The following is a 19,646-nucleotide window of genomic DNA, read 5'->3' on the forward strand; positions in this document are numbered from 1 at the left end:
TTCACAACTGTCCTCCACTCTTCCGCTCACTCGAGCGCCAAAAGTGTCGCGGGGTGGAGCAGCCCGGTAGCTCGTCAGGCTCATAACCTGAAGGTCACAGGTTCAAATCCTGTCCCCGCAACCAACCTTGCCAAAAGCCCCGCAGCCCCGCACTGCGGGGCTTTCGCACGTCTGCACGCGTCCGCATGCGACGTTGCCCGCCAGCCCCCACATCCTGACGTGACCCCCCGGCCGCGCTCCGGACGGAAAGGCACGCTGCCTACAACCACAGGTCCGCCGCGATCAGGTCGCCGCCGAACCGTACGGTTATCATCATGTCGGCGACGCCGTCACCGTCAATATCGAGTTGCAGGACGTCGCTGGTGTCGAAACGCAGGATGCTCGCTTCGCCCGGGGTGCCGGTGAAGTCGCCGGTGACCAGCGTAAACGCCTGATCGCCTGCCAGATCCGGCCGCGCATCGATGGCTGAAATGTCGATACTGTCGCCGTCGGTACGGCTGAAGTCGGTGATGGTGTCGCGACCGGCAAGCGCGGGGGTGCTGTCGGAGAGGGCGGTGTAGATGAAGCGGTCGGCACCAGTGCCACCGGTCAGTAAATCTTTTCCCCCTCCACCGAACAGCCGATCGCCGCCCGCACCGCCATCGATCGTGTCGTTGCCGGCCAGACCATAGAGCATGTCGCCGCCCGACGTGCCGACCAGCGTATCGTTGCCCGACGTGCCGGTGACGACATTGTATTCGTCATTCTGGATCAGGCCGGTCGCGCTGGCCTGCGTGATGGTGGCGCCGGTCGGCGACGACAGGGTGACGGTGAAGCCTTCGTCGCCCTCGATCACGGTATCGCCCGCGACGTTGACGGTGATGGTGGCGCTGGTCTGGCCCGCCGCGAAGCTGACGGTGCCGCCGGGCAAGGTGCCGCCGACGAAATCGGTGGCCGCCGCGGCGGTGCTGCCGCTGCCGGTTACCTTCCATACCGCGCTGCTGGTCGCCGAAGTGTCGCCCGAACGAGTGACGGTAAAGGTGAACGGCGTCGTGCCGCTATCCCCCTCGGCGCGCGTCGCAGCGGTCGCGGCAATCGCCAGCGTGGCGGCGGGTGCGGTGTCGTCGTTCAGGATGGTGGCGATGACCGAGGCATTGGTGACGACCAGACCGGTCGACGGGCTGGACAAAGTGACCGCGAATTTCTCGTTCGATTCGACCGCGCTATCGCTCAGCACCTGCACGGTGATCGTCTTGATCGTTTCGTTGGCGGCAAAGCTGACCGTGCCCGAGGGCAGCACCCCGCCGACGAAATCGGCGGCGGCCGCCTTGTAGGTGCCGGAGCCGGCGACCGCCCATTTGACCGACTGTGCCGCGCTGACATCGCCGTCGCGAGTGACGACGAACGAGAAGCTGCGCGCCCCCGAATTGCCCTCGGAAAGCTCGGGCGTGGCGACCGCGATCTGTACGGTCGCGCTGCTGGCATCGGTGATGGTGCCGACGGCGCTGGTGCGGGCGAGCGAGAGGCCGACGGGATTCTGAAAGTTCAGATTGAAGGTCTCGGCGGATTCAACGCTGCTGTCGCGCAGGATAGGAACCTGCACCAGCTTCACCGTTTCGCCCGGAGCGAAATAGATTTTGGTCGTGCCGTAGCTATCATAGTCATAGCCGCCGCTGGCAGTGCCCGAGGATGTGTAGAATTCGACCGAGGTTTCGTTGACCGACCGGGCGCTAAGTGTCAGGCGGAAGGTCATCAGCCCGTCGACCGCGCCTTCCGAGGCGGTCACGTCGGCGACGCTCAGCACCGGCGTGCTGACCGCCGTGCCGTCGTTGCGAGCGATGGTGGCGACGCCGGTCTGCTTCGCGATCGCCGCACCGCTGACGCCGCTGATCCCGAACAGTTCGAGGCTGAAGGTTTCGGCGGACTCGCTGGTCGTGTCGTCGGTGACGGCGACGCGGATCGTCTTTGTCGTCTCACCCGGATTGAACACGACCGATCCGGTTTGCGCGGTGTAATCCTTGCCCGACGAAGCCGACCCGCCGAGCGTGCGATAATCGACGGTGACCGCCGTCGTCGCGCTGCGATCGAGGACGATGACGAAATCGGCGAAGTTGTCGCTTTCGTCCACGATCAGGTCGGCGACCGTCGCGATCGGCGCGCGATCGGCGCGATCATTGTCGACGATCGAGATATAGGTGAACGGGTCGCTGATCTTCAGCCCGACCGCGTTGCGCAGCACCACGGCGAACTGCTCCATCCCCTCCACGTTCGTGTCGTTGAGAATGGGCACGTCGATGGTCTTGATCGTTTCGCCGGGCGCGAAGACCAACGTCGTCGTGCTGTACGACTCATAATCATAGCCGCCGCTTGCGGTTTCGCTGGCCGTGTAGAATTCGACCGAGGTTTCGTTGCTGCTCGGCGCACTGAGCTTGAATACCAGCGTGGCAACGCCGTCGACCTCGGCTTCGTTGACCGTCAGCGGCTCGACGATGACATAGGGCGTGGCGGCGGTGGTGGTGTCGCTGAGGCCGATGGTGGCGGTGGCCACGCCGGCGCCGATCGTCGCGCCGCTGACGCCGGTGATGCCGGTCAGTTCGAGTTGGAAGGTTTCCGCGCGTTCCGCGGTCGCATCGTCGGTGATGGCGACGCGGATCGTCTTGGCGGTCTCTCCAGGATTGAACACGACCGATCCGGTCGACGCGGTGAAGTCGCTCCCCGCGGTGGCGGACCCGGCGACCGTCCGGTAGCTGACCGAGACCGGCACGGTCGATCCGCGATCAAGCAGAATTACGAAGTCGGCAAAGCCGTCGCCTTCGTCCACGGCAAGGTCGCTGACCGTCGCGATCGGCGCGCGGTCCGACCGGTCGTCATCGGCGATCGACATCAGCATGAACGGGTCGGTGATCTTCAGCCCGACCGCGTCGCGCAGCGCCACGCCGAACTGCTCGACCGGTTCGGAGGCCGCATCATTCAGAACGGGAAGCTGGATAGTCCTGACCGTCTCGCCGGGCGCGAAGATCAGCGTCGTCGTGCTGTAGCTTTCATAGTCGTAACCGCCGCTGGCGGTCACGCTGTAGGTGTAGAAATCGACGGACGTTTCGTTGGTGCTCGGCGCGCTCAGCTTGAAGACGAGCGTCGCCATTCCGTCCGGCTCGGCTTCATTGAAAATTGCCCGTTCGACCGAGACATAGGGGGTTCCTGCCGCAGCCGTGTCGCTCAACCCGATCGTGGCGGTCGCCACCCCGTCGCCAATCGCCGCGCCGCTGACCCCGGATATGCCGGTCAGTTCGAAGCGGAACGCCTCCGCCTTTTCGGCGACGCTATCGTCTGCGATCGTGACCCGCACCGTCTTGGCGGTTTCGCCGGGATTGAACACGACCGATCCGGTCAGCGCGGTAAAATCGCTGTCGGCCGTGGCGGTGTCGCCGACCGTGCGATAGCTGACCGTGACCGGGACCGTCGATGCACGGTCGAGCACGATCACGAAATCGGCGAAGCCATCGCCTTCGTCGACGGCAAGGTCGCTGACCGTCGCGATCGGCGCGCGGTCGGTACGGTCATCATCGGCGATCCAGACCGGGGTGACCGCGTCGGCGATCTTCAGGCCGACCGCATCCTGCAGGAACACGTTGAATGCCTCGAACCCCTCGACGTTCGCATCGTTCAGCAGCGGTACTGCGACCGTCTTGACCGTCTCGCCGGGGGCGAAGACCAGCGTCGTCATGCTGTAGCTCGCATAATCATAGCCGTTGCTGGCCGTTTCGCTCGACGTATAGAATCTGACCGACGTCTCGCTGGTACTCGGCGCGCTGAGCTTGAACACCAGCACCGCCTGTCCGCTGGCCTCGGCCTCGTTCACCACCACACGTTCGACCGAGACATAGGGCGTGCCTGCGGCTGCCGTGTCGCTCAGCCCGATCGTGCCCGTCGCCACCCCGTCGCCGATCTTTGCGCCGCTGACCCCGCTGATGCCAATCAGTTCGAACCCGAAGCTTTCCGCCCCTTCGGCAACGCTGTCATTGGCGATCGCGACGCGGACGGTCTTGACGACCTCGCCGGGGCTGAAGGTCACCGATCCGGTCGCCGCGGTGAAGTCGCTGCCCGCCGTCGCAGTGCCGCCTACGGTGCGATAGCTGACGGTCACCGACGCCGTGGCGCTGCGGTCGAGGATGATGACGAACTCGGCAAAGCCCGCGCTTTCATCGACATTGACGTCGCCGACCGTGGCGATCGGCGCACGATCCGCACGGTCGTTGTCGAGGATGGTCGCGGTCAGCACCGGGGTACCGATCGTCAGGCCGTTCGGCGTGTCGAGGAACAGTTGGAAATGCTCGATTGCCTCCCGCGTGCTGTCGTTCAGGATCGGTACGTCGATGGTGCGTTCGGTCTGGCCGGCGGCAAAGGTGATCGTGGTATAGCCGAGCCCGGTAAAGTCGTAGCTCGAACCGGCGTTGATCCCCTGCGTATAGACCCGGACGCTGGCGGTCGTCGTCAACGCCGACGACAATCGCAGCGTGAAGCGGACATAGGGGTCGCCTTCATCCACGATCGCGCCGAAGCCGCTCAGTACCGCCATGGAACAGTTCCTTGAACAAGAGAGGTGAATAGTTGCACGCTTCTCTTGGACCATGGCGATGCGGCCGTCATAACGGACTTCTGAAGATTTTATAAAGAGCGCATACTGCGATGGAATCTGCTTCGACATCAAATGGTTCGGGGTCACAACGACGCGATCTCTGGCGGTTCGGGGCCATGACGTTCGACGAATCGACCTGGACGCTGACGGTCGGCGGACAACCGGTGGCGCTCGAATCCAAACCGCTCGCGGTGCTCTACGAACTGTTGGTGCGACCGGGCGAGGTGGTGACGAAGGACGAATTGCTGACGGCGGTGTGGCCGGGCGTCTTTGCCAGCGAGGCGTCGCTCGCCACCGCCATTTCCAAGCTGCGCCGGGCGTTCGGTGACAGCGGCAGCACGGTGATCGCGACCGTATCGCGCATGGGATACCGGCTCACCGTCCCGGTCACGCGCGAGGCGGTGGCGCAGCCGGTCGCGCGGCAGCTGACGCTGGCGGTGGGCGACGTAGTGCCCGGACGTCCGCGCTGGACCCTGGTCGAGGAGCTGGGCGGACGGCAGGACGGCGCGGTGTGGCGGGCGGGGAATGCGAAGACGGGGGAGATGCGGATATTCAAGTTCGCCGACACCCCGGCGGGGCTGCGGGCGTTGCGGCAGGAGGTGACGATCGCCCGCCTGCTGGCGAAGGCGAACCCGGCGGACCGGCCGTTCGTCGACATCCTCGAATGGTCGTTCGACACGCCGCCCTTCTTCATCGAAAGCGCCGATGGCGGGCAGGATCTCGTCCGCTGGGCAGCCGGCGAGGATGGATTCACCGTCACCCCGGTCGAGCGTCGCGTGGCGATCGTCGCCGCCGCCGCCCGCGCGGTCGCCGCCGCCCATGCGCTGGGCGTGCTGCACAAGGACGTGAAGCCTACCAACATCGTGATCGGTAGCGACCGGGTCGTCCGGCTGCTCGATTTCGGCAGCGGCGCGGTGATCGACGACCATGCGCTCCGCGCCTTCGCCATCACCGATCCAGGCGATGCCGAGGCCGAGGACGGCCGGGGCACGCCCGCCTATCTGGCGCCGGAACTGGCCAAGGGCGCGCCCTATTCGATCGCGACCGACGTCTATGCGCTGGGCCTGCTCCTTTATCAGATGATCGTCGGCGATCTGACCCGGCCATTGGCGCCGGGTTGGGAAGCGGACATTGCCGACCCCCTGCTGCGCGACGACATCGCTGCGGCGGCGGCCGGTGACCCGGCCCGACGGCTGCCGAGCGCCGCGATGCTGGCCGACCGGCTCGACACGCTGGCGGAACGCCGATCGCGAGTGGAGCGGGACCGGATCGAGGGCGAGCGGACGGCACGAGCGGCGGCGGCGGAACAGCGGCGGCGGGCGCGCGCGCCCTGGGTTCGCGCGGCGGCGGTCGCGGGCGGGCTGGGACTGGTGGCGACGAGCGCGGCGACCATCCTCGCGATCACGTCGCGCAATGCGGCGCAGGCCGAACGGCAATCGGTCGAGGCCGCCTATGATTTCCTGACCGACGACCTGCTGGCGCGCGTTTCGCCGCGCCGGGCCAATGCGGCGGAGGAGACGCTGACCGAGGCGGTGCTGCGCGCGCGGTCCGACATCGACCGCCGGTTCGCCGACCGGCCGTTGCTGGCGGCGCGGCTGCACGTCGCGCTGGCGGGGGCGCTCCACGAGCGGTCGCAATGGGATGAGGCGCGGCGATCCTATCGGCTGGCCGATGCGGCGTTCGTGCGCGCGAAATCGGGGGCCAGCGACGAAGCGCGCGAGAACCGGCTGGCGTGGGCGGGGATGGAGGCGGCATCGGCGCAACCCGGCTCGCTCGACCGCGCCAAACACATGGTCGCGACGGAACGCACGCAAATCACCGACCCGGATCGCGGCGCGGTCGGCGTGAAGCTGGCGCAGGCGGAAGGTGCCATCGCCTATTTCGGCGATCCGGCCACCGCGCCGGCGAAGTTCGATCGCGCGGTCCGGCTGGCCGATACGCTGCCCGATCGGTTCAAACCCTTCGAACGGTTGCGGATGCGGCAGTCCGCGGCGATGGGCCGGTTGCGGACCGGCGACACCGCCCGTGCCGAGCGCGAGTTGCGCGCGGTGGCGACGCAGATGGCCGCGCTGAAAGGGGCGGACGATCCCGACGCGCTGCTGGCGCGGATGAGCGCGATCATCGCCGCCGCCTATCGCGGACAGGATGCGACGACGACGGTGGCGGAGATTTCGGCGATGTTGCCGCTGGCCGAGCGGCGGTTCGGGCCGAAGCATCGCTATACGCTCGCGCTGCTGTCGCAACGCGGCGATTCGCTGATGGTGGCGGGGCGGCTGCGCGAAGCGGCGCGCGATGCCGAACGGGTCTGGCGCGCGGCGCTGGCACGCGAGGGGCCGGGGCAGCAGGCGCAGGTCGGCGAACTCGATCTCGCCATCGTGCTGTGTCGCGACGGACAGGCCGATGCCGGGGTCCGTCACGCACGGGCGGCGCGGACCGCCGTGATCGCGGGCGGCGGCCCCGAACAGCCACTCGCCCATACGGCGAACTTCGTGCTGGGCGAATGCCTGACGGCGGCGGGCGATGCGCGTGACGCGCTGACGCTCTACGACGCGGTCGACCCGGTGCGGGTCGGGCAACAAATGGCCGACCCGCACTGGCAACCCAATCTCGACCTGGCGCGCGCCGAAGCGTATCTGAAGTTGGGCGATCGGCAGAAGGCGCGGGACTATGTCTCGCACCTCGGCACCGCTTTCCGGGAACGCAAGGATGCTTATCAGCGCGATCGGTCCGATCGTTTGCGCCGGGCACTGTCGGTCTCCTGAGAGGCTGACCCGTTATCGGATGCTGGCGATTTGTCGTGTGATGATTTGGATGCGAGCAAGGTTCTGCCGGGCTTCCCGTGACTGTTCAGTAGCCACATCGTCGTTCGCGAGGCGTCGGTTGCGACCGATGAGCAGCCCCCATCTGGTGATCCGGGTTGTTAGTTAGTCAGTGCATTGTCGTCTCCGCCGTCAGCACGTCGGCATAGGCGCGGGCGATGGCGACCCGTTCCGCGACCGACGTCCGCCGGTCCAGATGGTCTCGCCCGTCGCCGGGCAGGTCGATGTCAGCACGTTCACGCCGCCTGCGCCATGTTCCCGCGCGCCGCGACGCAGGCCGCTTCCAGCCGGGCGACCGCCTCGGCGATCTCCTCCGCGAAATCAGCAGCGAGGGAAGCAGGCGCACGCAATTCTCGCCGCCGCCCGCGACCAATATGCCGTGATCGCGCGCGATCCCCATGAATTCGCGATTGTTGGGGATCATCTTCAGGCCGGTCAGCAGCCCCTTGCCCCGGACTTCGGCGATCACGTCGGGGAAGCGGGTGCGCAGCGCCTCCAGCCGTTCGAAGAAATCGGCGCTGGCGGCGCGGGCATGGGCCAGCGTCTCCTCGTTCGCGATGGTGTCGAAGGCGGCGATGCCGACCGCCATCGCCAGCGGATTGCCGCCAAAGGTCGTGCCATGGACGCCGGGGGTCATGCCCTTGGCGGCCTCGGCGGTGGCGAGGCAGGCGCCGACCGGAAATCCCGACCCCAGCGCCTTGGCCAGCGCCATGATGTCGGGCGCTGCGCCGTCGAACCACTGGTGCGCGAACAGACGGCCGGTGCGGCCCATGCCGCTCTGCACCTCGTCATGGATCAGCAGCACGCCATGCTGGCGGGTCAGCGCGCGCAGGCGGAGCAGCCATTCGCCCGACAGCGCACGCGCACCGCCTTCGCCCTGTACCGGTTCGACGATCACCGCCGCCGTGGCCGGGCTGGCGATCGCCGCCTGATCGTCGATCGACAGTTGGACGAAGCCGGGCAGGCGGGGACCGCACGATGAGCTTCGACGGCGGCGGCTTGTCGACGCTGGCCATCGCCGACGACAAGGGAGCGGTCGTTTGTTCGCCCCGTCGGCGCTTTGCGCAAATAGGGTCATTGCGGCCCGTTCCAGCGGGCTCCACGCACCTCGACCGCCGTCTGCGCGGGGGTACGGAAGGGTTTCGCGATACGCGCACGGGGTTCGCATCGGCCCGTGGCGTGCGCAGCCATTGCTTGTCACGTCGCCGCAAACCCGCATAGTCGCGCGTCCTACCGATCGGAGCACCTCTTGTCCCACGACCCTGCCCAGACCGACATCCTCATCATCGGGTCGGGCGCCGCCGGCCTGACCGCCGCGCTGCACCTCGCCGAGCGGTTCCGCGTCACCGTGCTGGCCAAGGGTGCGCTGAACGAAGGATCGACGGCCTGGGCACAGGGCGGGATCGCGGCGGTGCTGGAGCCGGGCGATACGTTCGACAACCATGTCGACGACACGATGGTCGCCGGCGCGGGGCTCAACGACCGTACCACCGTCGAGTTCGTGGTGGAGGGCGCCCCGGCGGCGATCGAGCGGCTCGCGGCGCTGGGTGTGCCGTTCAACATGGATGGCGAGGCGCTGCACCTGACGCGCGAGGGCGGCCATTCGCACCGCCGCATCGTCCATGTCGACGACGCGACCGGCTGGGCGGTGCAGGAGGCGCTGATTCGCGCGGCGAGGGCGCATCCCAACGTCACGCTGCTGCCCGACATGGTCGCGGTCGACCTTGCCACCAGCCGGCACGAGCAACGCTATTCGGGCGCGGGCAATGTCTGGGGCGTCTATGCGTTCAACCGCGCCACCGACCGCGTCGAACTGTACACCGCGCGCGCGACGATCCTCGCCACCGGCGGGGCGGGGCGTACCTATCTGTTCAGCACCGCCCCGCGCGGCGCGACCGGCGACGGGATCGCGATGGCGTGGCGCGCCGGCTGCCGCGTGTCGAACATGGAATTCATGCAGTTCCACCCGACCTGCCTCTACAATCTGGAGGTCAAGAACTTCCTGATTACCGAAGCGGTCCGCGGCGAGGGGGGCAAGCTGATGAACCCCACCACGGGCAAGAACTTCATGCCCTATTACGACGCGCGCGCCGAACTCGCGCCGCGCGATATCGTCGCACGCGCGATCGATGCCGAGATCAAGCGCTTCGGGCTCGACTATGTCCATCTCGACATCAGCCACATGCCGCCCGAATTCGTGCGCGGCCATTTCCCCAATATCTACGAGAAGCTCCTCGGCCTCGGCATCGACATGACGACCCAGCCGATCCCGGTCGTGCCCGCGCAGCATTATACCTGTGGCGGCGTGGTGATCGATCGCGACGGCCGCACCGACCTGCCCGGCCTGTATGCGGTCGGCGAGGTATCGCAATCGGGGCTGCACGGTGCCAACCGGCTCGCGTCCAACTCGCTGCTCGAATGTTTCGTATTCGGCGAGGCGGCGGCACGCGACATCGCCGCGCGCTGGGACACGCTGCCGCCGCCGCCCGCGATCCGGCCATGGGACGAAAGCCGCGTGACCGATTCGGACGAAGAGGTGGTCATCAAGCAGAACTGGACCGAGATCCGCCGGTTCATGTGGAATTATGTGGGCATCGTCCGCTCGACCAAGCGGCTCGAGCGCGCCCGGCACCGTATCGCGATGCTGACCGAGGAGGTCGCCGACTATTACGGCCATTTCCGCGTCACGCCCGACCTGATCGAACTGCGCAACCTGTTGCAATCGGCCGATCTGATCGTGCGGTCGGCACTGCATCGCAAGGAGAGCCGCGGCCTGCACTATACGCTCGATTACCCGGAAACGGCGGCGGAGGCGGTCGACACGATCCTCGTCCCCTGACGCTACGGCATCGGTTTCCGCCATTCGTCGCCGCTGCGGGGGGATTCGTCGCAACTGCCGATAGATGCCTTGTACTATTAACCTGCATCGCAGCATGGTCGCGGCAGGACGGGGTGAGATGATCGTGCAGATGCTGAAGAGGGTCCGGCCGCTGAATGCGGCGCTGGTGATGGGACTGATCGCGCTGGGCGGCGTCGGGCTGACGACGCGCACGCTGCCGCCCGCCGCGCAGGCGGCGGTGCCCAAGGCGGCGGTGCCCGTGCCGCTGCCCGCGGCGACGCGGCCTGCTCCGGCGGCGCTGGTCGCGGCAATCAACGCGCTGGGCGGCGGGTTCCAGGGCAAGGTCGGCATCGCGGTGCGCAGCATCGACGAGGGCTGGGTCGTCGGCCATGCGATGGACCAGCGCATGCCGCAGCAATCCGTCAGCAAGCTGTGGGTCGCGCTGACCACGATGAACGCGATCGACGAGGGCAAGCTGTCGCTGACCACCCCGGTCACGATCACCCGCAGCGACCTGACGCTGTTTCATCAGCCGATCGCCTATCTGATGAAGGACGGGGTGTTCAGGACGACGGTCGGCGACCTGCTGCGCCGCGCGCTGACGCTGAGCGACAATACCGCCAATGACAAGCTGCTGAACCTTGCGGGCGGGCCGGTGGCGGTACGCGACTTCATCGCCAGCCGGGGCCTTGGCAATATCCGCTTCGGTCCGGGCGAACGGCTGTTGCAGGCGAAGACCGCCGGGCTGCCGTGGAAACAGGAATATTCGCAGGGCAATGCCTTTGCCCAGGCGCGCGCGCGGCTCGACCCCAATGTCCGCCGCGCCGCCTATCAGGCCTATGTCGCCGATCCGCCCGATGGCGCCGGGGCGGGCGCGATCGCCGACGCGCTGGCGCGGTTGCGCCATGGCATGTTGCTGACGCCGCAGTCGACCAGCTGGCTGCTCGACACGATGAGCCATACCCGCACCGGCCGCGCCCGCCTTCGCGCGGCGCTGCCCGCGGGATGGAGCGTCGCGCACAAGACCGGGACCGGACAGGATCTGGGCGGGCGGACGGCCGGCTTCAACGATGTCGGCATCCTCACCGCGCCCGACGGCAAATCCTATGCCGTGGCGGTGATGATCGGCGACACCGCGCGGCCGGTGCCCGAGCGGCAGCAGTTGATCCAGACGGTGGTGTCGGCGATCGTCGCGATGCACGGGTAACGGTAAAACCGTTCGTGCCGAGTAAGGGCCGAGCCCTTGGACTGCCTGCCTGCCGGCAGGCGCTCAGGACAGGCTTCGGTGCTTCGCACCGAAGTCGAAGACCCGTATCGAAGCACCTTCCACCGTCCTTCGATATGCCGCTTCGACAAGCGCAGCAGCTACTCAGGACGAACGAACCATTACTTGGCTACGGGCGTGCCTCCGCGCTTTGCCAACACCCGCGGCCCCACACCCTTGTCGGTAATGATCACCGGCGCGATGCTGCCATCGGCGCGGAAATAGAGCCGGTCGATCGCGATCTCGCGGTGGTTGCCATCGCTCTCGCTTAAGGGGCGGCTGTGATAGACGATATACCAGTCGTCGGTGCCCGGGATCTGCAACAGCGAATGATGCCCCGCCCCGCGCGCGACCTTGGCATCCTGTTGCAGCACCACCCCGCGCGGCGTGAACGGCCCGGTCGCGCTCGGCCCGGTCGCATAGGCGACACGGTAATCCGGCCCGGTCCAGTCGCCCTCCGACCACATCAGATAATAGACGCCGTTCCGCTTCGCCATGAACGGCCCCTCGACATAATCGGGCGAGGGGGTAATCGACTTGAACGTCGTCCCGTCGGCGAACGGCACAATGCCGGTCAGCGTATCGGACAGCCGCACGACGTTGCAGTGCTTCCACCCGCCATAATAGAGATAGAGCTGTCCGTCATCGTCGCGGAACGCCATCTGGTCGATCGGCTGCGCGCCGTTCACGATCCTGTCGATCAGCGGTTTGCCGATCGCATCGCGAAACGGCCCCTCCGGCCGATCCGCCACCGCGACGCCGATCCCGCCGGTCTGGGCATCGTTCTTGATGTCGTTCGCACCGAAGAACAGATAATAGCGCCCGCGATGCTCGATCGCGGAGGGCGCCCACATCGAATAGGCCGCCCAGCCGACCCGCTCGACGTCCAGCACCCGGGGATGCCGGGTCCAGTGCACCAGATCGGGGGAGGAAAAGGCGTCGAGAAACGTCTGTCGCAGGAACGGGTGCCAGATATGCGGCGCCTTGCGCTCGTTCGCCTGCCATGGCGTGAAGCGGCTCTGCGGCGCGGGCGTGCCCTTGTCGGCGCTGTAGGTCGGATAGATCCAGTAGCGATGACCGAAGATGCGGATCTCGGGATCGGCATACCAGCCGGGGATAGCCGGATTGGCCGCCAGTGCCCCGCGCGGCAGTACCAGGGACGCGCCGAGCCCGGCCAGCAGCGTCCGGCGATGCATGGTCAGGTCAGCGATAGTCGGTGATGGCATAGGTCCCCTCCGTCGCCGGCACGCGTGGCCCGACGATCGCGACCGCGGCACCCGCCGCCTTGCCCGCCGCGACGCCGGCCGGCGAATCCTCGAACACCAGACAGTCGGCGATCGCGACGCCCAGCCGGTCGGCGGCGAGGCGGAAGCCTTGCGGATCGGGTTTGCCCTGCGTGACGTCCTCGGCGGTGACGAACACATCAGGCACCGGCAGCCCGACCGTACGCAACCGGATCTCGGCGAGATTACGCGGCGCGGAGGTGACGATCGCCCATTGGTCGGGCGCCAGGCCGGCGATCAGGTCGTGAATACCCTCGATCGCGACAACGCCGTCGACATCCTCCAGTTCGGCGGCCTTGAGCCATGCCGCTTCGGCATCGATATCCATGCCCGGCGTGGCGAACCGGCGCACGGTATCCTCGCCGCGCACCCCGTGACAGACCGCGATCAGCGCCTCGGCATCGATGGCGTGACGTTCGCACCACCGCCGCCACACGCGTTCGACGGCTTCGGACGAATCGAGCAACGTTCCGTCCATGTCGAACAGGAAGGCGGCAAAGGAAGTATCTTGGAACGACGGCATGGCGCGTTCGTACCGGGTGGCGACGGGGGAGGCAAACGCGCTTTCCCCCACGGATGCCAGACCGTACCCCGGCGAAGGCCGGGGCCCAGTTGGGTGCGTTCACCAGATTACATCGGCCGGTCCGCAACTGGACCCCGGCCTTCGCCGGAGTACGTCACGGGCGGAGGGCGCACACGTCCGCAACCCCCCCGGATCAATGCCGGAAGTGGCGCATCCCCGTGAACACCATCGCGAGACCCGCGTCGTCGGCCGCCGCAATGACCTCTTCGTCGCGGATCGATCCGCCGGGCTGGATCACCGCCGTCGCCCCGGCCTCGACCGCCGCCAGCAACCCGTCGGCAAACGGGAAGAAGGCGTCCGACGCGACCGCCGACCCGATGGTGCGTGGGGTTGCCCAGCCGGCCTTGTCCGCCGCATCCTTCGCCTTCCACGCGGCGATGCGCGCCGATTCCAGCCGGTTCATCTGCCCCGCGCCGATGCCGGCGGTGCTGCCATCCTTGGCATAGACGATCGCGTTCGACTTGACGTGCTTGGCGACGGTCCACGCGAAGCGGCAGTCGACCAGTTCCTGTTCGGTCGGCTGACGCTTCGTCACGACCTTCAGCTCGACCTGCGCCAGATTGCCGGCATCGCGCGACTGGACCAGCAGCCCGCCGGCGATGGTCTTGACGGTCAGGCCACCACGCGCCGGATCGGGCAGGTCGCCGGTCAGCAGCAGGCGCAGATTCTTCTTGGCGGCGAACACCGCCCTGGCTTCGTCATCGGCGGCGGGGGCCGCGACGACTTCGGTGAAGATGCCGCTGATCGCACGCGCGGTCTCGCCGTCGAGCGGGCGGTTGACGGCGATGATCCCGCCGAATGCCGACACGCTGTCGCAGGCGAGCGCTTCCCTATATGCCTCGATCAGCGTTTCCCCGGTCGCGACGCCGCACGGATTGGCGTGCTTGACGATGACCACCGTCGGCGGTCCGTCGCGGAATTCGCTGACCAGTTCCAGCGCGGCATCGGCGTCGTTGTAATTGTTATAGCTCAGCGCCTTGCCCTGCACCTGCTCGGCCTGCGCGATGCCACGCGCGGCGGGTCCGCGCGGGATATAGAGCGATGCCGACTGGTGCGGATTCTCGCCATAGCGCAGCTCCGTGGCCAGCGTGAAGGCGAGCGGGAGCGTGTCAGGGAATGCCTGTCCCTGATCGGCAAAGGCGAACCACTGCGCGATCGCCGAGTCGTATGCGGCGGTCGCGGCATAGGCCTTGGCGGCGAAGCGGCGACGGGTGGCGAGGCTGGTGCCGCCATTCGCGTCCAGTTCGGCGATCAGCGCGCCGTAATCGGCCGGATCGGTGACGATCGCCACCGCATCATGATTCTTCGCGGCCGATCGCACCATCGACGGGCCGCCGATATCGATATTCTCGATGATCGTGTCGCGATCGGCGCCCTTGGCCACGGTCGCCTCGAACGGATAGAGGTTGACGACGACGATATCGATCGCGCCGATGCCATGTTCCTGCATCGATGCGACATGTTCGGGATGGTCGCGCACCGCCAGCAACCCGCCATGGACGATCGGGTGCAGCGTCTTGACCCGGCCGTCCATCATCTCGGGGAATCCGGTCAGGTCGGAAATGTCGCGGACGGAAAGGCCGGCATCGCGCAGCGTCGCGGCAGTGCCGCCGGTGGACACCAGTTCGACGCCATGGCGGGCGAGGGCGGTGGCGAGGTCGACGATGCCGCTCTTGTCGGAAACCGAGAGGAGCGCGCGCTGCGGGGTGACATGATCCATGGGCGCGCCCTTTCGCGCGAAAGGGACGGCGGGGCAAGGGGGCGCGGCTTGCGACCTTTGGGTGGGGACGGCAATACCGGGCACCTTGAGATTTAGTTTGGCGCAATGGGCACCCGCTAAAACCTTGGCTACAAATTTTTTGTAATCGTAATTTGCACGTCCAACCGCCATCCCGAAGGCTCGCAAAGGGGGGTGGAATGATCCGAGCAGCTTTTGGCTTTGTCGCCCTGGTGGCAATTTCGGGCGCAGCCCACGCGGAGCCAGCGACTACGCAATTCGAGAACTGGCTGGCGGCATTCAACACAGGCGACAAGGCGACAATCCAGAAATTCTATGGCGAACATCTTGGCGACGCCGATGCGCTGACTGCTCGTAATATGCGCGCGGAAACTTGCGGGTTCGATCTGGCGCGGGTCGAGGACAAGAACGAAAAATCGTTTCGCGCCCTACTGGTCCAGCGCTGTTTCCCGGCACTTTTCCGTGTATCATTCTCTGTCGCTGCTGACGGCAAGACGCTAGAGAACCTCAAGCTTCAGCCCTTCGCAATGCCCGAAGCACGCGCGCTTGCCGCCACGCGTGACATCGCGCAGCGGTTGGCGGCATCGGATGCTTTCGCTGGCTCGATCATCGTAGCTCAGGACGGCCGAGCACCGTGGACCTATTCCGTCGGAACCTTCAGCCGGGACGACGCACGGCCCATAACGGCCGATACGCCGATGTTCCTCGCTTCGGCTGGTAAGATGTTCACGGCGGTGAGCATCTTTCAGCTCATCGAAAAAGGGAAGGTCGCGCTTGATGCGCAGCTCTCTCGCTATGTCCCGGACTATCCAAACAAGGACATGGCCAAGGTTACGATAAGGCAGCTGCTTGGTCATCGCGGCGGCACTGGCGAAGATGGCGTTCTGCAACGCGATGATACGGCAAACCGGGAGTGGGTCCGCACGATCAACGACTACATAAAACTCAACGGCAACCGGCCCCCGGCCTTTGCGCCGGGTAGCAAATTCGCCTATTCCAATTATGGATTCATCCTACTCGGCGCGGTGATCGAGCGGGTGTCGGGCCAAACCTATCAAGACTACGTCCAGCGACATGTATTCGGACCTGCCGGGATGACGCACGCGTCTTTCCCGGACCTGCAGCACATCACGGATGTTCCGGTCGGCTATTCCACCTTCTTCGAAGCCGAACCTACGCCTATCGCATCCACCGCAGTACTGCCCCAGCGCGGATCGGCTGCCGGAGGCGGCGTTGCCAGCGCAACCGATATGCTGCGCTTCTTCACCGCGCTTAGGTCGAACGTATTGCTGTCGGCCAAGTCACGCATGATGGCCACCGAACCGAGTAAGAAGGGTTGGTATGGTCTCGGGTTCGTCACCACGGCGGGCAAGCATCCGCAATGGGGACATGGCGGCTTTGGCTATGGGATGAGTGTCGCGGCGCAGCGGTTCCCTGACGAGAAGACGACCTTCATCTGCATAGCGACCCGCGATGGGGCGTGCGATCGGATGATCTATGTATGGTCCGACCGCCGATTCGGCCTCACAGAGTAAAAGTTAGGTCGCTTTAACTACATCTTATATTTCGGTTTATTCGTGGCGGGTCGCTGGCGACCCTGCTAAAATATCATGATTTACGAGAATTGACTATATTCGCTCAGGCCAATTACCTTCCCCGCGACGGGGTGGACGCAATAGGCCGCCCCTACCGCGCCCGGTGGAACCGCCACGAAAAGTCATGCCCCCCCGCCGGGGTCGCGCCCGACAGCACCAGCTGGAACGTCGCGACCGGCAGGCCTCTCTCATCGATCCACAGGCTTTCCTCGACACCCAGCGTCGCGCCCTTGCAGCGGAATTGCCACACCGGCCCGTCGGGCACGCGCAGAAACGCAGCCTGCCCATCGGGCGTCGGCGCGATCTCGATGCCCGGCGCCAGATGAAAGCGTGCGACGAAGCCGGTATCGCCCTTGCGCCCGCGCCGCCCGGTCGGGATCAGCATATCCTCGCCCTGCACGTCGCGGCCATCGGCGCTCAAGGTCAGGACGCGGCGATGCTGGAACCCCAGCCGTTTGGCATAGCCGTCATGTGCGACCTCGATCCGGCTGATCGCGTCGCTTTCCTGCCGCGCCATGTCGACCACGCCGACGCCCTTGCCCAGCGATCCGTCGGCATGGATCGCGGTCGAATTGGCATCGTCGAGCACCAGCGTCGAATGCGCCGCCGTCGTGCGCAGCGCGCGGCGCAGTTCGGGCGACAATGTCAGCAGCGCCGCGCCCGCCCCGCCGCAATTGACCACGATCCGCCGCCCCTGATCGGACAGTTCGAACGCCAGCGTCGATGCGCAGCCTTCGCGTGCGGCGCGGGCCACCGGCGGCGGCGCGGAATCGACGATCAGCACGGTGCGCCCCGCCGCCAGTCGCTGATAGCCCCAGTCGCTGGCATGGCGAAGCGGCCGGGTGCGCACCCCGGTCGCGGCGACGACATCGGCGATGCGATCGCCATCGACCGGTCCCGATCCCTGCCAGCAGGCGAGGCCACCCTCGCCATGACACACGCCCAGCAGCGCCGCGACCATGCGGGTCAGCGCCAGTTGCTGCGCCTCGGGCACGTCCAGCCGCCGCGCGGCATAGATTTCGCGCAGTGCCGTCAGCGTCATCACCACGTCGAGCTGATCGGTGGGCGATCGGCTGACGATGCCGCCATCGTCGAACACGCCGGTGGCCAGCGCACGCGCAAGACCATGCTCGCCGAAGCTGCGCCGGGGATCGCCGCCCGGAATGACGAGGCCCGCCGCGACCACCCCCGCCCATGCGGTGATCGCGCGGATGCCCGCCGGGGCCTTGCCCGCCTCGCCGTCCAGATGCCGCGCGGCGCGCGCGATGGTGTTGAGCACCCGCGACCGATAGACGAGGTCGGTCGACGACAGGATCAGCGGCGCATGCGCGATCCAGAACAACAGCCGCCGCCCGGTCAGATGCGGGCCCCACGCCGGTTCCGACACCCGGTCGCCATGCGCGTTCAGCCATTGCAGCATCAGCGTCTCGGCGATCGGCACCGCCGTCACGCGCGGCGCAACGCTCGACAGGTCGCGCAGCCACGCAAAGCCATGGAGATGCTCGGCAAAGGCGGCGGAAAATTTCGGCCGGTCGAGTCCCAGCCGGTCGATCGGAACGCTCTCGCCGCGAAACATCAGCTGTCCGGCCAGCAGCGCCTGCCCGCGCGCCAGATCGCCCAGAAACGGATCATCGGCGATCGCGATCAGCTTGAGCGGATGCCGCCCTTTCAGCCGCAACCCGTGCAGCGGCGTACGCCAGGCGAGGCGCTGTAGTTTTTCGGCAATCCGTTCGGACAGCGACAGCCCGGTGCCGCCGCCCTGCCGCACCAGCCGCTTGCCGACGTCGATGCCGTCGCGGGGTTCGTCGATCGGCTGGGGCGGGGTCATGCGCCCCGCAATGCGGCGATGTTCGCGGCATAGGCGGTCGGGCCGCCGGTAAAGGTCGCGGTGCCGGCGACCAGACAGTCTGCCCCCGCCGCGATCGCCTTCGGCGCGGTCGCGCGGTCGATGCCGCCATCGACCTGCAAGTCGATCTGCCGCCCGGTCGCGTCGATGCGGGCGCGCAACTGCTCGATCTTGCGCAACTGGCTGTCGATGAACTTCTGCCCGCCAAAGCCCGGATTGACGCTCATCACCAGCAACAGGTCGGTCAGGTCGAGGACATGGTCGACCACCTCGACCGGCGTTCCGGGGTTGAGCACCACGCCCGCACGCTTGCCCAAGCCCTTGATCCGCTGCAGCGTGCGGTGGAGGTGCGGCCCCGATTCCGGATGCACCGACAGGATATCGGCCCCGGCCTCGGCGAACGCCTCGACCAGCGGATCGACCGGCGACACCATCAGATGGACGTCGAACGGCTTGGCGCTATGCGGGCGCAGCGCCTTCACCACCGCCGGGCCGATCGTCAGATTGGGGACGAAATGCCCGTCCATGACGTCGATATGGATCCAGTCGGCGCCGGCGGCATCGATGGCACGGACTTCCTCGCCCAGCTTGGCGAAATCGGCGGACAGGATGGAGGGGGCGATGCGGACCGGTTGCATGGAATGCGTCCTAGCATGGTCTCGTCATGCGGCAAGGGAAGGGTAGGAGAAGAAGCAAGAATTGGTTCGCGCGGGCGCGGAAGAAGAAGAATTTGGTTTCGCGCGAAGGCGCGAAGGACGCAAAGGGGTTGCGTCACGGGCGACCCGACCGCGATCGGAAGACCCCCGCTGCCAAAAGCCGCTACCGCGGCCATACACGCAACCCCTTCGCGTCCTTTGCGCCTTCGCGCGATCAACCCCTTTTTCTACCCGCGCCTTCCCGTGAACCAATCCAGACCGTCCGAAAACTCGTGTGCTGTTAGGCGGCGTGGACAAATTTGAGCCAGTATCGTGCGGTGGCGATGTGGACCATGCCGAGGAAGCTGTTGGCCAGTTGATCGTATCGGGTGGCGATGGCCCGATTGATCTTGAGTTGACCGAACATGC

11 protein-coding genes and 1 tRNA gene are annotated in these 19,646 nt (G+C 66.7%); 5 read left to right on the forward strand and 7 right to left on the reverse strand.

Features of this window, described 5'->3' with window-relative positions; genetic code table 11:
* Positions 1-47: 47 nt before the first annotated feature.
* Positions 48-124: transfer RNA gene (locus MF607_RS21460), tRNA-Met, on the forward strand.
* 135 nt (positions 125-259) lie between these two features.
* Here the strand turns inward: MF607_RS21460 and MF607_RS21465 are convergent.
* On the reverse strand, positions 260-4,555 hold the full coding sequence (locus MF607_RS21465; RefSeq protein ID WP_242122132.1) for a Calx-beta domain-containing protein: 4,296 nt from the start codon (positions 4,553-4,555) through the stop codon (positions 260-262).
* A gap of 176 nt (positions 4,556-4,731) precedes the next feature.
* Between MF607_RS21465 and MF607_RS21470 the strand changes: the two genes are divergently transcribed.
* Positions 4,732-7,377 carry a protein kinase domain-containing protein gene (locus MF607_RS21470; RefSeq protein ID WP_242122133.1) on the forward strand — a complete coding sequence of 882 codons (2,646 nt, stop codon included), beginning with the start codon at positions 4,732-4,734 and terminating at the stop codon, positions 7,375-7,377.
* A 166-nt stretch (positions 7,378-7,543) separates the two neighbouring features.
* Here MF607_RS21470 and MF607_RS21475 read toward each other — a convergent pair whose 3' ends face one another.
* Positions 7,544-8,332: an aminotransferase class III-fold pyridoxal phosphate-dependent enzyme gene (locus MF607_RS21475; protein WP_242122134.1), complete on the reverse strand. Its 789-nt coding sequence runs from the start codon at positions 8,330-8,332 to the stop codon at positions 7,544-7,546.
* 351 nt (positions 8,333-8,683) lie between these two features.
* On the opposite strand from MF607_RS21475, the gene nadB reads away from it, so the two are divergent.
* On the forward strand, positions 8,684-10,273 hold the full coding sequence (gene nadB / locus MF607_RS21480) for an L-aspartate oxidase (protein WP_242122135.1): 1,590 nt from the start codon (positions 8,684-8,686) through the stop codon (positions 10,271-10,273).
* Positions 10,274-10,391: 118 nt separating this feature from the next.
* A complete protein-coding gene (locus MF607_RS21485; protein ID WP_242122136.1) occupies positions 10,392-11,480 on the forward strand; it encodes a serine hydrolase in 1,089 nt (362 codons plus the stop codon).
* Positions 11,481-11,659: 179 nt separating this feature from the next.
* Here MF607_RS21485 and MF607_RS21490 read toward each other — a convergent pair whose 3' ends face one another.
* From MF607_RS21490 to purH, 3 genes are all read right to left on the reverse strand, one after another.
* The gene (locus MF607_RS21490; protein WP_242122137.1) at positions 11,660-12,763 is read right to left on the reverse strand and encodes a glycoside hydrolase family 43 protein; all 1,104 of its coding nucleotides are present in this window, start codon (positions 12,761-12,763) and stop codon (positions 11,660-11,662) included.
* Positions 12,741-13,343, reverse strand: coding sequence for an HAD-IA family hydrolase (locus MF607_RS21495; RefSeq protein WP_242122138.1), 603 nt, complete (start codon positions 13,341-13,343; stop codon positions 12,741-12,743). The genes MF607_RS21490 and MF607_RS21495 overlap by 23 nt, the downstream gene beginning before the upstream one ends.
* A 193-nt stretch (positions 13,344-13,536) precedes the next feature.
* Positions 13,537-15,123, reverse strand: a complete 1,587-nt coding sequence (purH, locus tag MF607_RS21500; RefSeq protein WP_242122139.1) for a bifunctional phosphoribosylaminoimidazolecarboxamide formyltransferase/IMP cyclohydrolase — start codon at positions 15,121-15,123, stop codon at positions 13,537-13,539.
* A 197-nt stretch (positions 15,124-15,320) separates the two neighbouring features.
* On the opposite strand from purH, the gene MF607_RS21505 reads away from it, so the two are divergent.
* Positions 15,321-16,676, forward strand: coding sequence for a serine hydrolase domain-containing protein (locus tag MF607_RS21505; RefSeq protein WP_242122140.1), 1,356 nt, complete (start codon positions 15,321-15,323; stop codon positions 16,674-16,676).
* 151 nt (positions 16,677-16,827) lie between these two features.
* On the opposite strand, the gene MF607_RS21510 is transcribed toward MF607_RS21505, so the two are convergent.
* Entirely contained in the window at positions 16,828-18,564 is a 1,737-nt protein-coding gene (locus MF607_RS21510; RefSeq protein ID WP_242122141.1) for a heparinase II/III family protein, read from the reverse strand.
* Entirely contained in the window at positions 18,561-19,220 is a 660-nt protein-coding gene (gene rpe, locus MF607_RS21515; RefSeq protein ID WP_242122142.1) for a ribulose-phosphate 3-epimerase, read from the reverse strand. The genes MF607_RS21510 and rpe overlap by 4 nt, the downstream gene beginning before the upstream one ends.
* Positions 19,221-19,646 lie beyond the last annotated feature (426 nt).

Origin of the sequence: Sphingomonas lacusdianchii (genome assembly GCF_022664395.1) — a bacterium.
Classification (GTDB): Bacteria; Pseudomonadota; Alphaproteobacteria; order Sphingomonadales; family Sphingomonadaceae; genus Sphingomonas; species Sphingomonas lacusdianchii.